Origin of the sequence: Streptomyces sp. CA-106110, assembly GCF_050936285.1 — a bacterium.
GTDB lineage: Bacteria > Actinomycetota > Actinomycetes > Streptomycetales > Streptomycetaceae > Streptomyces.
In genome coordinates this window covers 7,443,204-7,463,294 of sequence record NZ_JBNJNB010000001.1, presented here as the reverse complement: position 1 = coordinate 7,463,294, position 20,091 = coordinate 7,443,204, and the positions used below count along the sequence as shown (strand labels likewise).

Genomic DNA, 20,091 nt, shown 5'->3' with positions numbered 1-20,091 from the left:
TCCCGTGCCCCGTTTCAGCGTCATCGTCCCCGTCTTCAAGGTGCGGGGCTTTCTGCGCGAATGCCTCGACTCGGTGCTCGAGCAGTCGTACGCCGACTTCGAGGTGATCGCCGTCGACGACTGCTCGCCCGACGGCTGCGGGGCGATCCTCGACCAGTACGCAGAACGGGATCCGCGCCTGCGTGTGCTGCATCTCCCGCAGAACGCCGGTCTTGGCCGGGCGCGCAACGCCGGGATGCCGTATGCCACCGGGGACTACCTCCTCTTCCTCGACAGCGACGACACGCTCACCCCGGGCGCACTGCGCGCGATCGCCGACCGGCTCGAGGAGACCCGGGATCCGGACGTGCTGGTCTTCGACTACGCCCGCACGTACTGGTGGGGCGGCACCCGCCGCAACGCGCTGGCCCGGGTGCTGACCGAAGCCTGCGAGGGCACTTTCACGGCCGCGGAGCGCCCCGAGATCCTCGAGCTGCTGATGGTGGTGTGGAACAAGACCTACCGACGGGACTACGTCACCGAGCACGGCTTCAGCTTCCCGCCGGGGTACTACGAGGACACGCCCTGGACCTTCCCCGCCCTGCTCAGCGCCCGGCGGATCGCGACCCTGGACCGGATCTGCCTCAACTACCGGCAGCGCCGCCAGGGCAGCATCCTGTCCACCACCAGCCGCAAGCACTTCGACATCCACGACCAGTACGAGCGGGTCTTCGCGTATCTCGACGCCCACCCGGAGCTGGACCGCTGGCGGCCCTGTCTGCACCGCAAGATGGGCGAGCACTGTCTGGACGTCCTCGCCAAGCCGGGCCGGCTGCCCGCGTCCGCCAAGGGCGAGTTCTTCCGCCGCACCGCCGAACTCTTCCAGCGGCACCGCACGAGCGAGCCGGTCCCCGCCGGACTCCGCGTCCTGGAGGGCGGTTACGCCCGCTACCTGGCCCGGCAGCGGGCTGCCGCCGGCGCTGCCGCGTCCGGCCGGCTGGGCCGGCGGGCCCGCGGGGTGGCGGCCGGGCGGGCCAAGCGCGCCTGGACCTGGGCTCACCGGCAGCGGCCCCTGGACCCGGAGCTCGCGGTGTACTCGGCGTTCTCGCACCGCGGTGTACTCGGCGATCCCGCCGCGATCCACCACGCCGCCCGCGAACTGGCGCCGCACATCAGGAACGTGTGGGTGGTGCGCGAGGACCAGGCCGAGCACCTGCCTCCGAACGTCGAGTACGTCCTCCTGGGCTCGCTGGCCTACCGGCAGGTCACCGCGCGGGCCACGTACTTCGTCAACAACGTCAACTGGCCCCCGTCCCTGCTCAAGCGCCCCGGCAGCGTGCACATCCACTCCCACCAGGGCACGCCGCTGAAGTACATGGGGGCCGACCTGCTGGGCAAGCCGGGCGCCCGGCACGGCCTCGACGTGCCGCAGATGCTGCGCCGCGCCGACCGCTGGGACTACAGCCTCGTCGCCAACCGCCACTCCGAGCTGGTCTGGGACCGCGCCTACCCGTGCCGGTTCACCTCGCTACGCACCGGCAGCCCCCGCAACGACGTCCTTGTGAACGCGAAGCCCGGCGACGGGGCGGCGTTCCGGTCGCGGCACGGCATCCCGGTGGACCACACGGTCGTGCTGTACGCGCCGACCCGCCGCGACCATGTGCGGGGCGGCCATGTGGAGCGCTTCGACCTGGCCCGGTTCGCGGAGGACCTCGGAGAGGGCCACACCCTGGTCGTACGGCTGCACCCGTCGCTCGCCGACGGCCCGGCCCGCGGGATGGGGACGGCCGAGCTGCACCGCAGGGGCGTGCTGGTGGACGCCACCGACGAGCCGCACGTCGAGGAGGTGATGCTCGCCTCGGACGCCCTGGTGACGGACTACTCGGCCCTCATGTTCGACTACGCCAACCTGAACCGGCCGATCGTCGTGCACGCCGACGACTGGGGTGCGTACACGGCGAGCAGGGGCGCGTACTTCGACATCACGGCGAACGCGCCGGGGCATGTCTCGCGTTCGTACCGGGAGCTGTCCTGGCTCTTCGCGTCGGGGAGCTGCCGGGACGCGGACGCGGCGGCGCTGCGGGCCGCGTTCCGGGCGCGGTTCTGCGAGTTCGACGACGGGCGGGCGGCCTTGCGGGTGGTGCGGACGCTGATGCTGGGCGAGCCGGACGTCCCGGCCTCGATCCCGGCGCCCGCAGCGGGCGAGAGGGACGTGCTGACCTCGACATGACGAAGCGCCCGGGCCGGGAGGAGGTTCCGGCGCCGGGCGTGGCACGTGCGCGGCCTCGTACTCCCGCTCAGGTGTACGAGGCCGCGCACGGATCGGTCGTGGGATTACTCGACGACGAGCTCGACCGGGATGTTGCCGCGGGTGGCGTTGGAGTAGGGGCAGACCTGGTGGGCCTGCTCGACCAGCTTGCGGCCGGTCGCCTCGTCCACGGACTCCGGCAGCTCGATGCGCAGGGTGACCGCGAGGCCGAAGCCCTCGCCCTGCTTGCCGATGGTGACCTCACCGGTCACAGCGGCGTCGCTGACGTCGACCTTCGCCTGCCGGCCGACCACGCCGAGGGCGCCGGCGAAGCAGGCCGCGTACCCGGCGGCGAACAGCTGCTCGGGGTTCGTGCCCTGGCCGCTGCCACCCATCTCCACCGGGATGGCCATCTGGAGGTCGAGCTTGCCGTCGGAGGTGACCGCCCGCCCGTCGCGACCGTGTGTGGCGGTGGCGACAGCGGTGTAGAGCGCGTCCATGGAAAACCATCCCTCTCGAAATCATGTCCGTCGACCGGCCCTTCCGTCCGTCCGGGCGGCCTCACGAGATGAGTACAGCACACAATTCAATTGTGCACAACTAAATGGCGCTGCCGGGCTATCCTGAGGACATGAAGACCACGCCGACCATCAGTGCCGAGCCTCCTCCGGGCGCGGAGTTCCTGCGCCTGGACCGCCAGATCTGCTTCTCGCTCCACGCCGCGTCCCGGGCCTTCAACAGCGTCTACCGCGTCGTCCTCAATGACCTCGGGCTCACCTATCCGCAGTACCTGGTGATGCTGGTGCTGTGGGAGCACGGCGAGCTGCCGGTGAAGAAGCTCGGCGAGCACCTGCGGCTGGACTCCGGGACGCTCTCGCCCCTCCTGAAGCGGCTGGAGGCGGCGGGCCTGGTGCGGCGGGAGCGGAGCGTCCAGGACGAGAGGTCCGTGCACGTGCACCTCACGGACGAGGGCACGGCGCTCAAGCAGCGCGCCCTTGAGGTGCCGCGCCGGATCGGCGCGGCCACGGGCTTCGAGTTGGGCGAGATCATGGAGCTGCAGGCCCGCCTCGACCGGCTGACCCAGGCGCTGGACGCGGCGGCGCTGGAGGAGACGCCGGGCTGCGACTAGCCGCCCGGCCGCGACAGGCCACGGCGTACATAGAGCCGAAGGGTGAGACCCGGGCGCACGTACTCCGCACGGGTGACGAACTCCTCGTTCACCACCGCGAGTTTGGCGCGCTCGGTGGGGCTCCAGGGAGTCCACGACGGCCGCAGCGCGTACGGCTCGCTGACCACCCACACATAGGTCAGCCCGGCGAGCCGGCGCCGCAGTTCCCCGGGCCCGGCCTCCCGCCCGTACAGCGTCCCGTCCTCGGCGGCGGGCACGTCCAGCGCCACGTCCCTGACGCCCCGGAACCCCGCCGGATAGGTCAGCGCCGAACGCCGCTCCAGCGACGGCAGGAACAGCACGGGGTCGCCGGGCCGCACATGCCGCGCCACGACGGCGGAGACGGCAGCGAGGTCGTCGGGCCGGTGAGCGGCGCTGCGGTCGGCCCGGAGCAGGGGGAACTGCAGGACGAGCGCACCGCAGACGGCGAGCACACCGAACAGGGTTCCGCCCTGCCGCCGAAGCCATGAGGGCCGCCGGACGACCACACGCCCATCGGGCACGACCAGCCGCGGAGCCTCCTGAAGGGCGACTGCCCCCGTGGATGGGACAGGGCGACGGGGGACGGGTAGCGGACGGCCGCCGGACACGACGCCTCCGGTGGGACGACCGTCGTCGCCCGGGCCGAGGGGCCCGGTGGGCGTCCACCCGCCGGCCGGCCGCATTCGGCGCACGGCACCGGCCAGCCGCTCGGCACCCGCCGCAGCCAGCAGTGGCGCGCCGGCCAGCGAATACAGCACATACCTCTCGTCGTACAGAGGGGTGATCTGCGAGACGCCCATCAGCACCGCCGGCGGAATCACCAGCAGCGGCAGAGCCACCCCGGCCAGGGACACCTCCCGTCTGAGGCCCGGTCTCCACACAGCCGCCGCGACCAGCACCAGATACGGCCCGAGCATCGCCCGCGAAGGCCCCGCGAACTGCCGCACGAGCCGTTCCGCACTGCGCCCGTCCGGCGCCGACAGCCACGCCACCTGGGCCGCTTGCCCCCGCGAGACCAGCACCAGGGGCAGCAGCACCAGGACGGCGGCGCCCGCCGTACACGCCCACCCGCGCCAGACCCTCCCCGGCACCCGCGCGAGCGCCAGCGTGCAGGCGTGCGCCAACAGCACCAGCACGGCGAACTCGTGCAGCACACACGTGACGGCCACGACCACCCCGTACGGCCACCACCTCCCGCCCCGCACCGCCCTCAGGAGCAGCAGCGTCGCGCCCGCGACCCCGGCGGAGACCAGCGCGTACGAGCGGCCTTCCTGGGCGTAGTGCCCGGCCATCGGCGTGACCGCGTACAGCAGCCCCGCCCACAGCCCCACCCGGGGGCGGCACAGCCGTGTGCCCAGCGCGGCGACCAGACCCGCCGTCGCGGCCGCGCCGACGACCGAGGGAAGCCGTAGCAGCACCTCGCCGGGGTGCACGGCCAGGACCACGTGCATCAGCAGGTAGTAGAGGCCGTGCACCGCGTCCACGTTGTGCAGCAGATGCCAGATCTGCGGCACCGAGCGGCGCGCGACCTGGAACGTCGCCGCCTCGTCCCGCCACATCCCGCCACGGTCCAGTCCCCATACCCCGATCGCGACCATGACGACCACGGGGACGAGGACGGCCCCCCACTCCGTACGCCTTGCCGGCAACCGACTCATGCCTGCATTCAACATGCCCAGATTTTGTAGCATTAACTAACTTTTGCTGCGTGTTGACAGAGTATCTGCGCACATGAGGGATACATACGCCCTACCATCCGGGCTTGATGACTGCCTTGAAGAGTGTTCCGGAGTCCCGGGCGACCATTTCCGCGCCCGTTTCACCGCCCCTCCTGAAGAGGGTCCGCACGACGCGTCGGTTGCCTCTGCTCGCCGCCGGCTGGCTCGCCACCCGCGCCCTGATGCTGTGGCTGCTCGCCCACGACCAGTACGCTCTACTGGGCCGGGGCGGGGTCGCGCGGGAAGTGTGGAAGCTGTACTTCCACTGGTACGGCACCCTGCGGCACGGCGCGTTCCCCGCAGGCGACCACCTGTGGCAGTACCCGCCGGGAGCGGGGGCCGTACTGCTCTCCCCCGCCCTGCTCCCGGGCCTGACCTACTTTCAGGCCTTCGTGACCCTCACCCTGCTGACGGACGCCGCGATCACACTCGTCCTCGCACGCGTGGGCACGCGTCCGGGCCGCTCGTTGCGCGGTGCGGCGCTGTGGACGGCCGGCCTTCCGCTGCTGCTGCACATCCCGCTGGCCCGGTACGACGTACAGGTCACCGCCTTCGCGGTCATCTCCTTGCTCACGATGTCACGCTCCAGACACATGAGCGGAGTGTTCGCCGCGCTCGGCGCGCTGGTGAAGGTGTGGCCGGCGCTGGCACTGATCGGCACACCGCGCGGCCGTTCGACCCGTGAGGCGTGGACGGCGGCCGCGGTCACCGCGGTCACTCTTCTCGCCCTGCTCGCGGCTCTGTTCCGCCATCCGTTCGACTTCCTGCGCCAGCAGGGCGGCCGCGGCGTGCAGATCGAGTCGCTGGGCGGCACGGTGCTCATGTTCGCCCGCCGGGCCGGCTGGCCGGGGCACACCCACTACCAGTACGGGGCCGTGGAGTTCGTGGGCCCGCACGTGCACACGGTGGCGTTGTGCTCGCTCGTACTGACCGCGGTGGCCTTCGCCCTCCTGCTGCTGTGGCGGCTACGGAACCGCCGCTGGACGCCCGCGACCCCCTACGACGCGGCCCTCGCCGCCGTCCTGCTGTTCACGGTGACGAGCCGGGTGATCAGCCCCCAGTACATGATCTGGCTGATCGGACTGGCCGCGGTGTGCCTGACGTCGCGGCACACCACACAGCGCCCGGTGGCCCTGCTCGTCCTGGCGGCGACGGCGGTCAGCGTCGTCGAATACCCCGCCTACTACGGGGATGTCATCAACAGCACCTGGGCGGGCTGCTTGCTCATGCTCGTACGCAACACACTGCTCACGTCCGCCGCCGTCGTGTCCTTCATCCGCCTGTGGCGTTCCGGACGGCCCCTTGCGGAACGGACGAAAGCGGGTACTCCTCCACGGAACCCCCACGAGATTCCTGCCGTCTTCCGTACAGATGGTTAATTGCCTCTTAACAGATGATTACCAGGTATCCGTAATGTTCCGGCCTGTGGAATCGATGCACCCTCACGAGGCACAGGTCAGCGTCGTCGTCATCGGGTACGACGACGCCGCTCATGTGACGGACGCGGTGCGTTCGGCCCTCGCCCAGGGCGGTGTCGTCCGCGAAGTGATCGCGGTCGACGACGCCTCGCGGGACGGCAGTCCCGAACTCCTCGACGCCCTGGCGGCCGAGGACCCGCGGGTGAGGGTGGTGCGCCGAACCGTCAACAGTGGCGGCTGCGGCACCCCGCGCAACGACGGAATCGACACGGCGACCGCGCCGTACGTGATGTTCCTGGACAGCGACGACGTACTGCCGCCCGGCGCGGTGGAGGCGCTGCTCATGGCGGCCGTCGCACACGGGACCCCGCTCGCGGCGGGCCTGTGCGTACGCCGCGAACTGCCCTCGGGCCGCGAGACCCCCTGGCAGCCGGAGTTGTACGAGCGGCCCGCGCTGGTCTCCCGTCCGGGCCGGCGCCCCCGCCTCGCCTACGACACGCTGTGCGTCAACAAGCTGTACCGCACCGACTTTCTGCGCGAGAACGGCATCCGCTTTCCCGAAGGCCGCTTCCCCTACGAGGACTTCGTGTTCGGGGCGCGGGTCCTGGCGGCCGGTCCGGGCATCGCCCTGGTTCCCGAGACGGTCTACATCTGGCACGTCCGCCGCTCGGCCCGACGTCTGTCCATCTCCCTCGACCGCGCCGACATCGACAACTGGAAGGCGCGCATGGAGGCGAACCGGCAGGCGTACGAAATCCTGCTCGGCGCCGGTGAGAAGCGGCTCGCACGCGCGGCCCGCACCAGCTTCCTGGACCGCGGACTGCGCATGTACACGCGTGAGCTCCCGCTGCGCGACGAGGACTACCGCTCCGAGTGGTGGAAGCTCACACGCACCTACCTGTCGGACTTCGACGCGGCCGACTTCGCGCAGGCGTCCGTGCCGGGGCGGGTGGTGGCCCAGGTGGTGCTCGCCGCCGAACGGCCACGCGATCTGCACCGGCTCAAGGAACTGGCGGCCCGTCCGGCGCGGTTGAGCCCGCCGTACGCGAGCACCGCGGACGGCATCCCGGTCTGGTCGGCGGATCTGCCCCAAGTGCAACTGGACCATCTGCTGCACCGCCCCATGCGGCACCTTCCGGTCGCCGTCGAAGCGGAACTGCGCCCACGCGCCCGGGCCACCCGGCTGCGACTGCGCCTGCACGAGCTGTACGGACGGGTGGAGAACGCGCGTCCGGCCAGGGTCGACGTGGAGTTCACCCGCCGGGAAGGCCGCGCCCTGGTGGGCCTCTCCTGCACGGCCGCGCTCCGGCGGGAGCCGGAGTCGGGCGGCTGGACGGCCGAGATGCCGGTGGACCTCGCGAAGCTCGGCAGCGGCACTTGGGACCTCGAGCTGACCCTTCGCTTCGACGACGGCACCAGCCGCGACACCACGGCCCTTGCCCTCACCGGAGCGGGACTGGGCCGCCGCATGGTGCCGAACCTGCGGCATGGCGTGCTGCTGGTGCAGCCGTACGCGACGCACTCCGGAGCGCTGGCCCTCAGGGTGGCGTCGGGGGTGCGGGGAGCGACCTCCGTCCTGGGCCGCAGGCTGCGACGCCTGATTCACTGGAAGTGACCGAACCGACACCATGGGCCAACCGACGAGGGGACGACCGCACATGACCTGGCTGATCACCGGCGGCGCCGGTTACATCGGGGCACACGTCGTCCGTGCGATGACCGAGGCCGGCGAGCGGGCCGTGGTGTACGACGACCTGTCCACGGGCATAGCCGAGCGCGTGCCCGCCGAGGTGCCGCTGGTGGTGGGCTCCACACTCGACGGTGAACTGCTGCGCCGCACCCTGGCGGAGCACCCGGTGGCGGGCGTCGTGCACCTGGCGGCGAAGAAGCAGGTAGGCGAGTCGGTGGAGACGCCGCTGCTCTACTACCGGGAGAACGTGGAGGGCCTGCGTGTCCTGCTGGAGGCGGTGACGGCGGCCAGGGTTCCCTCGTTCGTGTTCTCTTCGTCCGCCGCGGTGTACGACATGCCGGACCTCGATCTGGTGACGGAGGAGACGCCGTGCGTGCCGATGTCACCGTACGGCGAGACAAAACTCGCCGGCGAGTGGCTGGTGCGCGCGACCGCCCGGGCCACAGGCCTGTCCGCCGCGTGCCTGCGCTATTTCAACGTGGCGGGGGCGGCGGCGCCGGAGCTGGCCGACGTCGGCGTCTTCAACCTGATCCCGATGGTCTTCGAGAAGCTGACCGAGAACGCGCCCCCGCGCATCTTCGGCGACGACTACCCCACACCCGACGGCACGTGTGTGCGCGACTACATCCACGTGGCCGACCTCGCGGAGGCCCACGTGGCCGCGGCCCGCGCGCTCCAGACCTCGCCCGGCGCGGATCTGACCCTCAACATCGGCCGCGGGGAAGGCGTGTCGGTCCGCGAGATGATCGACCGCATCAACGCGATCACCGGCTACGACACCCCGCCGGCGGTCACCCCCCGCCGCCCCGGCGATCCGGCCCGAGTCGTCGCCTCGGCCGACCGCATCGCCGGGGAGCTGGGCTGGACGGCGAAGCGCGACGTGGAAGACATGATCACGTCGGCCAGGGAGGGATGGGTGCGCAGGCATCCGGGGGCGGCGCGGGGCTGAGCCCGTCCGGAGGACGGTCCTGCGCTGCCGGCCGTCAGGCCCGCGCCAGGTCCGGGAACACGACACCCGTCAGCTCCTCGGACGCCGTCCACAGGCGGCGCGCCGACTTGGGGTCGCTGGCCGCGTGGGAGCGGCCCACCAGCGTGGGTCCGCCGCGCATCTCACCGAGGCCGTCCGGACCGACGTAGCTCGCGCCGGGCAGGTCCTGGGTCGCGGCGTACAGGGTCGGCAGTGCACCCCCCTTGTTGTCCTGGGCGAAGACGCGGTTGCCGACCCGCATCACGATCCGGCGTACCACGCTGGCGTCGTGGCCCTGGAGGTTGGTGGCGGCCCAGCCCGGGTGGGCCGCGAGGGCCCGCACCGTCGATCCCGCCTCGGTCAGCCGGCGCTGGAGTTCCAGCGTGAACAGCAGGTTGGCGAGCTTGGACTGGCCGTACGCCACCATCGGCGCGTACTCGCCGGTCAGGTTCAGGTTGTCGAAGTGGATGTGCATGCCGACCGGCAGGCGGTGCGCTCCCGAGGAGACGGTGACCACGCGGTCCGTGATGTGCGGCAGGAGCAGGTTCGTCAGGGCGAAGTGGCCCAGGTGGTTGGTGCCGAACTGCATCTCGAAGCCGTCCTTGGTACTGGCCTCGGGGATGTTCATGACGCCGGCGTTGTTGATCAGCAGATCCAGGTCTCCCCGCCAGCCCGCGGCGAACTCCCGGACGGAGGAGAGGTCGGCGAGGTCGAGGCGGCGCACTTCCACGCTTCCCCTCGCGCCGCGGACGGTCGCGGCGGCTGCCTCACCGCGCCGTACGTCGCGCACGGCGAGCACCACATGTGCGCCCGCACGGGCCAGGGCGTCGGCGGCCGCGAGTCCGATACCGCTGTTGGCGCCGGTGACGACGGCGATACGGCAGGTCTGGTCGGTGATGTCGGTTGCGTTCCACTTGTTCTGTGTTTTCGGCATGCCTTCAATGTAGGCGTCGCCAACAATGCTGTCAATGACAACAATAGTGACGGCGACAACAATGTAGGCGTCGATCACATGGTCGATACACTGGCCCGCATGCAGACTCGTCGTCGTTACCACCACGGAGACCTTCGCGCCGCGCTGCTCACCCGCGCGGAGGACACCCTCCGGGAGAAAGGCCCGGCCGCCCTGTCCCTCCGGGAGCTCGCCCGCGACCTGGGCGTCAGCCACGCCGCACCGAGCCGCCACTTCAAGGACAAGCAGGCACTGCTCGACGCCCTGGCGCTGGTCGGCTTCGACCGGCTGGACGAGGCGTTCGCGGCGTCGCTGGAGGGAGTGGGCGACTCCTTCGCCGAGCGGCTCGCCACGACCGCACGCACCTACGTCGACTTCGCCACCGCCAACGCCGAACTGCTCGACCTCATGTTCGCGATCAAGCACACCCCGGAGGCGTCCGAGGACCTGCTGGCCGCGTCCCAGCGGTGGACCGACCGGACGGTGAGCCTGATCGCCGAGGGCCAGCACCGTGGCGAGGTGCGCGAGGGCCCACTGGAGAGCGTGGGCATCGGGGTCTTCTCCACACTGCACGGCTACGCGACCCTCGCGGCCGGCGGCTCCCTGCCGCCCGAGGCATGCGAACCGGGCCTGGACGCACTGGTGGCGTACATGCTGCGGGGGTGTGCGCCGGAGAAGACGGCCTGAGGCGCCCGTACGCTGCCCTGGTGACCGAGTCGCACAGCCCTGCTCACACTTAGCGCGCCGTCACCGCCGTCCTCGGCTCCGCCGTCGGCGACGCACTGGGCGCACCCTTCGAGTTCGGGCCCGAAGGCGCGTTCTCAGCGCGCTTTCCCGCACCGGGCCAGGGCGGTGAGCTGTGCGGGGGCGGTGGCTGGGACCCGGGCGAGGCGACCGACGACACACAGATGGCAGTGCTCGCCGGGGAGTCACTGCTGGAGCGCGGCGGCCTCGATCTCCTCGTCCGCCCAGAGGTGAGATCAGAGCCTCACTCACAGGGGAGCGAGGCAGGTACGCGCAGGCTGAGGCACCGCGCACGCCGCTCCGCAGCGTCCCCCGCGTCCCTCACAACGCCTTGAGTGCCCCCGCCGTGGCGCGGGCCAGGCCCGCCAGATAGCCCTTCGGCAGCTTCGGTCCGCGTACCACCACCGCCCGCCAGTACAGCGGCCCCGAGATCAGGTCGAGGGCCAGGGCCGGGTCGATGTCCTCGCGGATCTCGCCACGGGCGGCGGCTGCCGCGACGATGCCGCTCGCCACGCTCTCCTGGCCCTCGCGCAGCGCCGTCTGCATGGCCTCGGCGATGTCCGGATTGCGGGCCGCCTCCGCCTGGAGGTCAGGGATGATCTGGCCCGCCACGGGGTGGCGCAGGGCGCGGGACGTGACCTCGTAGAGAAGTCTCAGGTCCCCCTCCAGGGATCCGGTGTCGGGGGCCGACAGGCCCTGGACGGCGACCGCCGAGACCAGGTCGAGGACCAGGTGCAGCTTGGAGCGCCACCTGCGGTACACCGCCGTCTTGCCGACGCCCGCCCGGCGCGCGATGCCCTCGATGGACATCCGTGCGAAGCCGACGGCCGCGAGTTCCTCGAAGACGGCCGCGCGAATGGCCTCCGTCACGTCCTCGCGCAGGACGGCCGCACCGGCGGGCGCCCTGCGGCGCCTTTTCACCTGGGGAGTGTCGGCGTTCGTGGTCATGCGAACCAGCATAAGGCGTAACGACGATACGGTTGCGTTCCGACGCCGGGACAGATTACGCTCGCGTTGCGACGATACGGCCCCGTCCCGACGTAAAGTGCAGTAGCCAAAACCCTCAAGAGCTGCACAAGACCCCAAGAGCAGAGCAAAACCCCGGCAAGAAGCGTGAGAAAAGCCGGAAACAGGCAGCCAGAGGGGTCGTTGCGGCGGGACACTTCGGACCGGTTCGCGCACCCGACCCCCCGAGCGAAAGCAGCGGATGTGAGCCAGGTTCTCCACACACCGCCCCCCACGGCGACTGAACAGGCCGAGACGTCGGCCGAGCTCGCCGCCAGGCACGGCCTCTCGGTCAGCGGCGCCCGCCCCTCCCTGTCCGAGTACGTCCGTCAGCTGTGGGCGCGGCGCCATTTCATCTCCGCGTTCGCCACCGCCAAGCTCACCGCCCAGTACGCGGAGGCGAAGCTCGGCCAGGTCTGGCAGGTCATGACCCCGCTGCTGAACGCCGCGGTGTACTACTTCATCTTCGGTGTCCTGCTGCACACCAAGAAGGGCGTGCCGGACTACATCCCGTTCCTGGTCACGGGCGTGTTCATCTGGACGTTCACATCGAGCTCGATCCAGACCGGCACCCGGGCGATCGCCGGCAACCTCGGCCTCGTCCGCGCCCTGCACTTCCCGCGGGCCGCGCTGCCGATCTCCTTCTGCCTCCAGCAGCTCCAGCAGCTGCTGTTCTCCATGGCCGCCCTGGTCGTCATCCTGCTCTGCTTCGGCATTCCGGTCGCCGCCTCCTGGCTGCTGGCGATCCCGGTGCTGATCCTGCAGTTCACCTTCAACGCCGGCATGTCGCTGATCATGGCCCGGTGGGGCGCCAAGACCCCGGACATCTCCCAGCTGATGCCGTTCGTGCTGCGTACCTGGATGTACATCTCCGGTGTCATGTGGAGCATCGACAAGTTGACCGGCGAGCACAGCGGTCTGCCGAGCTGGGTGGCGCCGGTGCTCAAGGCCAACCCGGCCGCCGTCTACATCGACCTGATGCGCTTCTCCCTGATCGACAGCTTCCACGCCAGCCAGCTGCCGCCGCACGTGTGGATCATCGCGACCGGCTGGGCCCTGGTCGTCGGCGTCGGCGGCTTCATCTACTTCTGGAAGGCTGAGGAGACGTACGGCCGTGGCTGAGAACGTGAGCGACTCCCGCATCCCCACCGTCGTCGCCGACGGCGTCGACATCGTCTACCGGGTCAACGGCACCGGCGCCGGACGCGGCTCCGCCACCGCCGCCCTCAACCGCATGCTGCGCCGCAAGCACGCCGAGAAGGCGGCCGGCGTCCGCAAGGTGCACGCGGTCAAGAGCGTCTCCTTCGTCGCCTACAGGGGCGAGGCCATCGGCCTCATCGGCACCAACGGGTCCGGCAAGTCGACCCTGCTCAGGGCGGTCGCCGGCCTGCTCCCGGTGGAGAACGGCGCCATCTACACCGACGGCCAGCCCTCCCTCCTCGGCGTCAACGCGGCCCTGATGGGCGACCTGACGGGCGAGAAGAACGTCTACCTCGGCGGTCTCGCCATGGGCATGTCCCGCGAGGAGATCAAGGAGCGCTACCAGGAGATCGTCGACTTCTCCGGCATCAACGACAAGGGCGACTTCATCACCCTCCCGATGCGGACCTACTCCTCCGGCATGGGCGCCCGGCTGCGCTTCTCCATCGCCGCCGCCAAGGACCACGACGTCCTGCTCATCGACGAGGCCCTGGCCACCGGTGACGCGGCCTTCCGCAAGCGGTCCGAGGAGCGCATCCGCGAGCTGCGCCAGCACGCGGGCACGGTGTTCCTGGTCAGCCACAGCAACAGCTCCATCCGCGACACCTGCGAGCGGGTGCTGTGGCTGGAGCGCGGTGTGCTGCGCATGGACGGGCCGACCGAGGAGGTCCTCGCGGAGTACGAGGCCTTCACCGGCGACAAGTCCGACAAGTCCAAGCGGCCAAGCACCCCCAAGAAGCCGAACCCGCCGAAAAAGGAACCTGCGGACGCCAAAGCCCCTCTTCCTTCCTGAGGCCCGCCCACGCGTTCGAACAGCCTCATCACAGCAGTAGCAGTGCCGCCGTGGGCGTATGAAAAGCAGGGAGACCACGTGCAACCAGGGCTGAGTGTCATCGTCCACGGCCCCGATCCCCAAGGTCGTCTGGGCGAGCTCCTCGACTCCCTAGGCGCCCAGCCCTTCGCCGAGTCCGAGGTGATCGTCGCGGCCGTCGGCGACTGGGCCCGGCAGCAGGCGGAGCGGCGTGCGGCCGAGGACTCGCGGATGGTGGTGCTGCCGCTGCCCGAGGGCACGAGCGACGGCGTGGCCCGAGCGGCGGGCGCCGCCCGGGCCACCGGCCGCTGGCTGCACTTCGTGCACGCCAAGGACGGACTGCCGGCCGGCGCCCTGCGCATCGTGGCCGACCGCACCACGGAACTCGGGGACTCGGCGGACGTCCTGGTCGTGGACCATGTCCGCTCAACCTGGCAGAACTCCGGGGTGCCCGGCGGGGACGGCCGGTTCCTGGCCCGGGTCGGCCGCCGTGCCGTCCCGCTCGCCGACTCCCCCCAACTGCTCCGGCTGACCCCGGTGCTGGGGAACCGCGTGATGCGCGCGGACTTCTGGCGGTCCCCGGACGTCCACGCGGACATCGCGGGCGAGGACGTCCTCGATGACGAGGCGTACACCGCCCTCGCCGTGCTCCTCCACGCTGGCGCGATCGCCTCCGTGGACCAGGTGGCGTACGAGATAAGGGACCTGCGCGAGCAGAGCCTGCCGCCGGTGGTCCCCGCGCAGCGGTACGCGGTCATCGACCGGTACGAGCGGCTGCACCGGCTGCTGGACGGGCGGGACGCGCCCGACGGACCGAAGTCTGTCCTGTACGACGTGATGGTGCGCGATCTGCTGCGTACCTTCGCCGGCGGCGGGATGCCGGAGCCGGTGGCGCGGGAGTTCTTCCGTCGCGCGTCGCGGGCCGCCGTGCGCCGGCGGCCGTCGTACCACCAGCGCCCCACCGGTCTCGACGGCATCCGCCACTCGCTCCTCGAGGAGAACGCGTACACTAAGTACCGCGCCTTCCAGGCCGCCAACCAGAAGCGGCGCGAGGTCAAGTCGGTGGTCGCGGCGGGCAGGCGCCAGGTCGGCGCGAAGTTGCGCGACCATCGCTACCGCCGGGCGCTGAGCGAGCCCGTCGACGCGGAACTCGCGGTGTTCTCGGCGTACTGGGACCGAGGTGTGGCCTGCAACCCGGCCGCGATCGCCGCCAAGCTCACCGAACTCGCGCCGCACATCCACCCGGTGTGGGTGGTGTCCCGGCACAAGGCGGCGCTGCTGCCGCCGGGCACCGACCACATCGTGCCCGGCACCCGCCGCTACTGGGACGTGATGGCGCGGGCCAAGTACCTCGTCAACAACGTCAACTTCCCCAACTCCGTGGTGAAGCGCCCGGACGCGATCCACCTCCAGACCCACCACGGCACCCCGCTCAAGCGGATGGGCCTGGACCAGCTCGACTTCCCGACCGCCTCCAAGGGGCTGGACTTCGAGGCGCTGCTGGCCCGTATCGACAAGTGGGACTACAGCGTCTCCGCGAACAGCCACTCCACGCGCATGTGGTAGCGCGCGTACCCCTCGCGCTACACACCGCTGGACTACGGCTATCCGCGCAACGACGTCTTCTACTCCGCCACGGCGGCAGACGTCCGCGCGATCCGCGACCGCCTCGGCGTAGCCCCGGGCCGCCGGGCCGTCCTCTACGCGCCCACGCACCGCGACTACGAGGCGGGCTGGACCCCGCGCCTCGACCTCGCCTCGCTGGCCGACCGGCTGGGCGAGGACACGGTCCTGCTGGTCCGCGGCCACTACTTCTACGGCGGTGCGGCCTCTCCGCTCGCCGGACTGCGCCGCTCCGGCCGGGTGATCGACGTGTCGTCGTACGACCCGGTCGAGGACCTCTCGTTGGCGGCGGACGCCCTGGTCACGGACTACTCGTCGATCATGTTCGACTACGCCAACCTGAACCGTCCGATCGTGATCTACGCCGACGACTGGGAGACGTACGCGAAGACGCGCGGCGTCTACTTCGGCCTGACGGCCGAGGCGCCGGGCCACGTGGCGCACACCCAGGAGGAACTCGCGGCCGTCTTCGAGTCGGAGGCATGGCGGGACGAGGCCTCCCTGAAGTCGCTGGCCGCCTTCCGGCGCCGCTTCTGCGAGTTCGACGACGGACGGGCTGCGGAGCGGGTGGTGCGCCGGGTGTTCCTGGGCGAGAGCGAGGAGTCGCTGCCGCCCGTGGTCCCCGTGGACGAACGGACCCCGGCCCCGGCCCCCTCGGAGGCGACAGCGTGATGACGACCACCCGGACCCCCGATGTGACGATCACGGTCATCGTCTACAACGACGCGGAGCGTCTGCCCCGCGCGGTGGCCTCGCTGCTGCGGCAGACCCACCCGGACATCGAAGTGATCATCAGCGACGACCACTCGACGGACGACACTCCGTCGGTCGCCCGGCGCCTGGCGGCACAGGACAAGCGGGTGCGCTATCTGCGACTGCCCGAGAACAGCGGCGGCTGCAGCGCAACCGGGCGATCGAGATCGCTCAGGCCCCGTATCTGATGTTCCTCGACAGCGACGACGAACTCCCCGCGAACGCCGTCGAGTTGCTGCTCGCGGCACACCGCGAACGCGACGTCGACTTCACCATGGGCGCGGTGGAACGCGTGCGGATCGACACCGGTCGCCGCTCGACCTGGATGCCGCACCTGGTCGCCGAGCGGCGCACGGTCGAGGGCATCGCGTCCGAACCGGGCCTGCTGTTCGAGCACCTCTCGACCAGCAAGATGTACCGGCGGGAGTTCCTCGACCGCCACAAGCTGCGCTTCCCCGAGGGCATCCACTACGAGGACCAGTTGTTCTCGGCACAGGCGTACTGCCTGGCGCGCTCCTTCACGATCATCCCCGAGCCGGTGTACCGCTGGTACATTGCGCCGTTCGTGGCGGCGGAGTCGGCGTCCATCTCCAACCAGCGGCACAAGCTCACGAACGTGCGGGACCGCATCCATGTGCAGCGGCTGATCGACGACTTCCTCGAGACGAGCGGCCACGGCGGGCTGCGCGAGCACAAGGACCACAAGTTCCTCAAGCACGACTTCCGGATGTACGCGGGCGATCTGCCGTACCGCGACGAGGAGTGGCTGGCCGGTTTCGCGGACGTGGTCACGCCGTATCTGGAGACACTGGCGCCCGGCGCGTACGCCCGACTGCCGCGTACGGAACGCGTGGTGATCCAGCTGGTGCGCGAGCGCCGGCTCGCCGAGGCACGGTCCGCGGCGCGGGAACTGGGACAGGAAGTGGCGCCGCGGGAGGTGGTGACGGACGGTTCGGGAGCGGTCCATTGGGGCACACGGACCCCGTCCTCTTCCTGGGCCCGCCGTGAACTGGACGTCTCGGAACTCGAATTGGAGGACCGGCCCTTCCCCAGCGCGCTGTTCCGCCACGAGATCACGTCCGTGACTCCGGGCCCGGGAGCGTCGGTCGATCTCTCGATCCGCACCTTCGACCCGGGCCTGCGTCTGCCTGTCGGCCCGCAGCGGGCGAGCGTCGTGGTCTCGCCCGGCAGGCGCCGCCTGGTCACTGCCTTCCGTCTGGACCCGGTCCGCCCCGGTGTCTTCGAGGGACGCGTCCGGGTGGACCTGGCGGCGGCCCATCTGCCCGTGCAGGGCTTCGAGGGCATCCGCCATCCGGTGCTGCGCCTGGAACATCAGGGCCTGACCAACACGGGCGTCCTGCTGGCGCCGACGGTCTTCCCGTCCCTCACGGCGACCCCCGTCGGCACCCTGCCGCACGACGTGACCGTCGAACCGGAGGGAAGCGGCCCTGGCCGCCTGCAGATCCGGTGGCGGCCCGTGGGAGTCACGGCACGCGTGGGCCCGGTGGTCGGCCGGGTGGCGGGACCGCGAGTACGGCGGGCGGCGCAGTTGGTCAGGAGCGCGTTGCGGTGACGGCGGGCGGCGCGTGGGCCCTGGCCCCCGCCGCCCCCGGAGAGTGCTGCCCGGTCCGGCTCCTGACCTGGACGATCCGCGGTCGAACACCGGACGGGTGCAGCAGCCTCCTCAGCGCAGTACCTCGTACAGCACCTGGCCCCCGGGTCCCGAGGCCACCTTCCGCACCGCCCGGTCGCCCGGCGGCAGCCCCCCGTCCGAGGGCCGCTGCACCACCCACCGCACGCCGTAGGACCGGAGCACGTCGAGACGTGCGCTCCGCGACGACCCGGCCGCGAAGTACGTCCGCACCGCCGCCTCCCGCCTCCCCTGGTCCGGCAGGAAGAAGTCCGGATATCCCGGAGCCACGGTGTACGCCCCGTACGCCGGGATCTGCCGCGCGGGATACGTCTTCGCCATCACCACGTCCCCGTACCGGACCCACGGGGTGATCCAGTGGTAACCCGTCCACGGCGCCCGGTACTTCGCCGCGACCGCCCCGGGCAGTGCGCTCCGGCCCACCACGAACCCCACGGTCTGGACCTGCGTCCACGCCCCGACAGCCAGCGCGGCCGCCAGCACCACGGCCGCCCAGTTGCGCAGCGCTCCCCGCGCCGCACCGGCCACCTCCACGGCCGCCGCCACCTGCGCCGGGATCAGCACCGCCGGCAGCGCCCGTCCCCAGGAGTAGTGCCCGGTCAGCCCGCCCGCCGCGAACAGCACCGCCCCGAGCAGGAAGAAGACCACCAGGGGGTCCCGCGGGTTCCGCCGTGCCCGCAGTCCCAGCGCCACCACTCCGGCCAGTACGAGACAGAACCGTGTGACCAGGTGCTGGTACAGCGGCCGGTGGATCGCCTCCAGGCCGCCCGTGCGCAGCAGCGCGAAGAAGTCGTAGTACGGCCAGAGCGCGAGGAGCGCCGACCCGAGCACGGCACCGGCCCCGAGCCGCGGCAGGACCCGGCGCCCGGGCCGCGCCCCGGCCACGGTCGCGATCGCGATCGCGATCGCCCCCAGCGTCGCCACCACCCCGGTGAACTGGTGGCTGAGCAGGATCACCGCCCACATCGCACCGAGCCCGAGGAAGGCGACCCATCCGGCTCCCTCGCCTTCCAGCGCCCGTGCCAGCAGCGCCCAGAAGTGGAAGGCGAGGCCGAGCGCGAACACACTCGGGTAAGCCACCGTCAGGGCAAGCGAGTTGAGACCGAGGAAGCCGCTCCAGTTGAACACCTGCGTGCCCCACAGGAACACCACGCACAGCAGGGCGAGCGGCGGCGCGAGACGCTCGGCGCTCAGCGTGCGGACGTACCGCCAGACGCCGGTGACCAGCAGCGTCAGACCGATCAGCGCGCCGATGCGCAGCACGACCCAGACGGACAGCCCGGTGAGGCGGGCGACGGCCCCGAGGAAGAGGGTCCACGGCGAGTAGTACGGGCTCGGCGTGTTCGCGTCGACCAGCGGATTGCCGGGGTCGAGCAGTCGGTGCCGCAGCCGCTCCACGGTCGCGGCGTGCATGCCGAGGTCGCCGTCCCAGGGCAGCCGGACGATCACGAGCAGCATCAGTACGGCGAGCAGGCCCAGGGCCGCCCACACGACGGCTCCGGCCCCTCCGCGCGGCGTTCCGGCGGCCGTGAGCGCGCTCCAGGGCCGCTTCGGCCTCTCGGTTCCCGTGGCCGGCCCGGTCTTCTCCTCGGCCCCGGTGATCCTTCTGCCGGTACCGCCTGTCCCGTCGGAGGCGACGCTCATCGCGCGCCGGCGCTCTGCTTCGCCTCGTGCTGGAACACCCACGTTCGGTACACCAGGAAGCGGAACGCCGACGCCAGCACGATCGACAGGGCCTTGGCCACGTTCGAGCCGAGCGGCCCGTTCATGTCGAGCCCGTGGTAGCCGACGTAGAACAGCACGCTCTCCATCAGCACGCCGATTCCGCTGAAGCCGAAGAACAGGACGATCTGCTGCCGGGTGCGCGAGGCGCGGTCCCGGTAGGCGAAGAAGCGGAAGCCGAGGTAGTTGGTGCCCATGGCGACGATGCTGGCGAGCACGGTCGCCGTCATCGGCGCCCACGTCAGAACGTGCAGAAGGAAGTTGAAGACGAGGATGTTGACCGCGACACCACTGCCGCCGACGACCCCGAACTTGGCCACCTCGACCACGATCCGCCGGGCCCGGGAGATCACCGGGGCAGGGGCGGGGACGACGGTCTCGGCTACCGGGCGAGCGACCTGGGGCCGCTGCTCGGAGAGGTTCACAGTCACGGGTACGGGTCCTCCACACTCGTTCGACG

General features: G+C 71.1%; 14 protein-coding genes and 3 pseudogenes. 11 read left to right on the top strand and 6 right to left on the bottom strand.

Annotation, left to right across the window (positions count from 1 at the left end):
• The first annotated feature begins 4 nt into the window (after window positions 1-4).
• Window positions 5-2,209 carry a bifunctional glycosyltransferase/CDP-glycerol:glycerophosphate glycerophosphotransferase gene (locus tag ACQEXA_RS34405; RefSeq protein ID WP_433131958.1) on the top strand — a complete coding sequence of 735 codons (2,205 nt, stop codon included), beginning with the start codon at window positions 5-7 and terminating at the stop codon, window positions 2,207-2,209.
• 104 nt (window positions 2,210-2,313) lie between these two features.
• Here ACQEXA_RS34405 and ACQEXA_RS34400 read toward each other — a convergent pair whose 3' ends face one another.
• Window positions 2,314-2,727: an organic hydroperoxide resistance protein gene (locus tag ACQEXA_RS34400; protein WP_432928296.1), complete on the bottom strand. Its 414-nt coding sequence runs from the start codon at window positions 2,725-2,727 to the stop codon at window positions 2,314-2,316.
• A gap of 131 nt (window positions 2,728-2,858) precedes the next feature.
• Between ACQEXA_RS34400 and ACQEXA_RS34395 the strand changes: the two genes are divergently transcribed.
• Entirely contained in the window at window positions 2,859-3,356 is a 498-nt protein-coding gene (locus ACQEXA_RS34395; protein ID WP_432928298.1) for a MarR family winged helix-turn-helix transcriptional regulator, read from the top strand.
• On the opposite strand, the gene ACQEXA_RS34390 is transcribed toward ACQEXA_RS34395, so the two are convergent.
• On the bottom strand, window positions 3,353-5,035 hold the full coding sequence (locus ACQEXA_RS34390) for a glycosyltransferase family 39 protein (protein ID WP_433131956.1): 1,683 nt from the start codon (window positions 5,033-5,035) through the stop codon (window positions 3,353-3,355). The genes ACQEXA_RS34395 and ACQEXA_RS34390 overlap by 4 nt on opposite strands.
• Window positions 5,036-5,142: 107 nt before the next feature.
• Between ACQEXA_RS34390 and ACQEXA_RS34385 the strand changes: the two genes are divergently transcribed.
• The 3 genes from ACQEXA_RS34385 to galE are packed head-to-tail and all read left to right on the top strand — an operon-like array spanning window position 5,143 to window position 9,152.
• Window positions 5,143-6,474 carry a glycosyltransferase 87 family protein gene (locus ACQEXA_RS34385; protein ID WP_433131954.1) on the top strand — a complete coding sequence of 444 codons (1,332 nt, stop codon included), beginning with the start codon at window positions 5,143-5,145 and terminating at the stop codon, window positions 6,472-6,474.
• A 55-nt stretch (window positions 6,475-6,529) separates the two neighbouring features.
• A complete protein-coding gene (locus tag ACQEXA_RS34380) occupies window positions 6,530-8,128 on the top strand; it encodes a glycosyltransferase family 2 protein (protein ID WP_432928302.1) in 1,599 nt (532 codons plus the stop codon).
• 43 nt (window positions 8,129-8,171) lie between these two features.
• Entirely contained in the window at window positions 8,172-9,152 is a 981-nt protein-coding gene (galE, locus tag ACQEXA_RS34375) for a UDP-glucose 4-epimerase GalE (protein ID WP_433131952.1), read from the top strand.
• Window positions 9,153-9,186: 34 nt separating this feature from the next.
• On the opposite strand, the gene ACQEXA_RS34370 is transcribed toward galE, so the two are convergent.
• Entirely contained in the window at window positions 9,187-10,104 is a 918-nt protein-coding gene (locus tag ACQEXA_RS34370; RefSeq protein WP_432928306.1) for an oxidoreductase, read from the bottom strand.
• Between the two features lie 99 nt (window positions 10,105-10,203).
• Here ACQEXA_RS34370 and ACQEXA_RS34365 point away from each other — a divergent pair, with 99 nt between their 5' ends.
• Together ACQEXA_RS34365 and ACQEXA_RS34360 are read left to right on the top strand one after the other, a co-directional pair.
• Entirely contained in the window at window positions 10,204-10,809 is a 606-nt protein-coding gene (locus tag ACQEXA_RS34365) for a TetR/AcrR family transcriptional regulator (protein WP_432928308.1), read from the top strand.
• Between the two features lie 53 nt (window positions 10,810-10,862).
• Window positions 10,863-11,081, top strand: a pseudogene (locus ACQEXA_RS34360) (ADP-ribosylglycohydrolase family protein); the annotation flags it as partial.
• A 106-nt stretch (window positions 11,082-11,187) separates the two neighbouring features.
• On the opposite strand, the gene ACQEXA_RS34355 reads toward ACQEXA_RS34360, so the two are convergent.
• Window positions 11,188-11,814: a TetR/AcrR family transcriptional regulator gene (locus ACQEXA_RS34355; protein WP_432928310.1), complete on the bottom strand. Its 627-nt coding sequence runs from the start codon at window positions 11,812-11,814 to the stop codon at window positions 11,188-11,190.
• 261 nt (window positions 11,815-12,075) lie between these two features.
• Here ACQEXA_RS34355 and ACQEXA_RS34350 point away from each other — a divergent pair, with 261 nt between their 5' ends.
• The 4 genes and pseudogenes from ACQEXA_RS34350 (at window position 12,076) to ACQEXA_RS34335 (ending at window position 17,831) form a co-directional block, all read left to right on the top strand.
• On the top strand, window positions 12,076-12,993 hold the full coding sequence (locus ACQEXA_RS34350) for an ABC transporter permease (protein ID WP_432928312.1): 918 nt from the start codon (window positions 12,076-12,078) through the stop codon (window positions 12,991-12,993).
• Complete coding sequence (locus ACQEXA_RS34345; RefSeq protein ID WP_432928314.1) at window positions 12,986-13,864, top strand: ABC transporter ATP-binding protein; 879 nt, start codon at window positions 12,986-12,988, stop codon at window positions 13,862-13,864. The genes ACQEXA_RS34350 and ACQEXA_RS34345 overlap by 8 nt, the downstream gene beginning before the upstream one ends.
• Window positions 13,865-13,942: 78 nt before the next feature.
• Window positions 13,943-16,177, top strand: a pseudogene (locus ACQEXA_RS34340) (CDP-glycerol glycerophosphotransferase family protein).
• A pseudogene (locus ACQEXA_RS34335) lies at window positions 16,177-17,831 on the top strand (glycosyltransferase family 2 protein). Before ACQEXA_RS34340 ends, ACQEXA_RS34335 begins: the two co-directional pseudogenes overlap by 1 nt.
• A 111-nt stretch (window positions 17,832-17,942) precedes the next feature.
• Here the strand turns inward: ACQEXA_RS34335 and ACQEXA_RS34330 are convergent.
• Together ACQEXA_RS34330 and ACQEXA_RS34325 are read right to left on the bottom strand one after the other, a co-directional pair.
• Window positions 17,943-19,367 (bottom strand): hypothetical protein, encoded by a 1,425-nt coding sequence (locus tag ACQEXA_RS34330; protein WP_432939211.1) that lies wholly within the window; start codon window positions 19,365-19,367, stop codon window positions 17,943-17,945.
• A gap of 182 nt (window positions 19,368-19,549) precedes the next feature.
• Complete coding sequence (locus ACQEXA_RS34325; protein WP_433131950.1) at window positions 19,550-20,062, bottom strand: GtrA family protein; 513 nt, start codon at window positions 20,060-20,062, stop codon at window positions 19,550-19,552.
• Window positions 20,063-20,091 lie beyond the last annotated feature (29 nt).

Excerpts from the sequence above, each read along its gene's own strand:
- ACQEXA_RS34385 (WP_433131954.1), top strand. The coding sequence starts at position 5,143 with ATGACTGCCTTGAAGAGTGTTCCGGAGTCCCGGGCGACCATTTCCGCG.
- ACQEXA_RS34370 (WP_432928306.1), bottom strand. The coding sequence starts at position 10,104 with ATGCCGAAAACACAGAACAAGTGGAACGCAACCGACATCACCGACCAG.
- ACQEXA_RS34365 (WP_432928308.1), top strand. The coding sequence starts at position 10,204 with ATGCAGACTCGTCGTCGTTACCACCACGGAGACCTTCGCGCCGCGCTG.
- ACQEXA_RS34330 (WP_432939211.1), bottom strand. The coding sequence starts at position 19,367 with ATGCTGCTCGTGATCGTCCGGCTGCCCTGGGACGGCGACCTCGGCATG.
- ACQEXA_RS34400 (WP_432928296.1), bottom strand. The coding sequence starts at position 2,727 with ATGGACGCGCTCTACACCGCTGTCGCCACCGCCACACACGGTCGCGAC.
- ACQEXA_RS34395 (WP_432928298.1), top strand. The coding sequence starts at position 2,859 with ATGAAGACCACGCCGACCATCAGTGCCGAGCCTCCTCCGGGCGCGGAG.
- ACQEXA_RS34390 (WP_433131956.1), bottom strand. The coding sequence starts at position 5,035 with ATGAGTCGGTTGCCGGCAAGGCGTACGGAGTGGGGGGCCGTCCTCGTC.
- galE (WP_433131952.1), top strand. The coding sequence starts at position 8,172 with ATGACCTGGCTGATCACCGGCGGCGCCGGTTACATCGGGGCACACGTC.
- ACQEXA_RS34380 (WP_432928302.1), top strand. The coding sequence starts at position 6,530 with ATGCACCCTCACGAGGCACAGGTCAGCGTCGTCGTCATCGGGTACGAC.
- ACQEXA_RS34355 (WP_432928310.1), bottom strand. The coding sequence starts at position 11,814 with ATGACCACGAACGCCGACACTCCCCAGGTGAAAAGGCGCCGCAGGGCG.